Consider the following 675-nt stretch of genomic DNA (forward strand, 5'->3'; position numbering starts at 1 on the left):
TGCTGCGGGCACGGTGTTGGTGACGGGTGCGAGTGGCTCGTTGGGCGGGTTGTTCGCCCGTCACCTGGTGTCCGAGCACGGTGTACGGAACCTGCTGCTGGTGAGCCGTCGTGGTGAGGCGGCCGCAGGGGCCTCGGAGTTGTCGGCGGAGCTGGTCGGTCTGGGTGCCGAGGTGTCCTGGGCGGCCTGCGACGTCGCCGATCGGGGTGCGCTGGCCGCCGTGCTGGACGGGATTCCGGCGGAGCGCCCGTTGACCGGTGTGGTGCACACGGCCGGTGTGCTGGACGACGGGGTCATCGGCTCCCTCACGGCGGAACGCCTGTCGGCGGTCCTGCGTCCGAAGGTGGACGCGGCGTGGAACCTCCATGAGCTGACCCGCGACCTGGGTCTGTCGGCGTTCGTCATGTTCTCCTCCGCCGCCGGTGTGTTCGGTGGTGCGGGTCAGGGCAACTACGCGGCGGGCAACGTGTTCCTGGACGCCCTCGCCGCCCACCGCAATGCCCAGGGTCTTGCGGGGACCTCGCTCGCCTGGGGTCTGTGGGCCGAGACGGGCGGCATGGGCGCCGCCCTGGGTGCCGAGGACGTCTCCCGGCTCGGTCGGGGTGGCGTGAGCGCGCTCACCGCCGCCGAGGGACTGGCGCTGTTCGACGCCGCGCCGGCCTCCGGGCAGTCCCT

The 675-nt window shown here is 72.6% G+C and carries 1 protein-coding gene; it reads left to right on the plus strand.

Annotation, left to right across the window (positions count from 1 at the left end):
* Positions 1–675: beta-ketoacyl reductase (locus G3I71_RS45345; protein WP_164324761.1), on the plus strand; the 675-nt coding region annotated here is incomplete at both ends.

This window comes from Streptomyces sp. SID12501, from assembly GCF_010550245.1.
Taxonomy (GTDB): domain Bacteria; phylum Actinomycetota; class Actinomycetes; order Streptomycetales; family Streptomycetaceae; genus Streptomyces.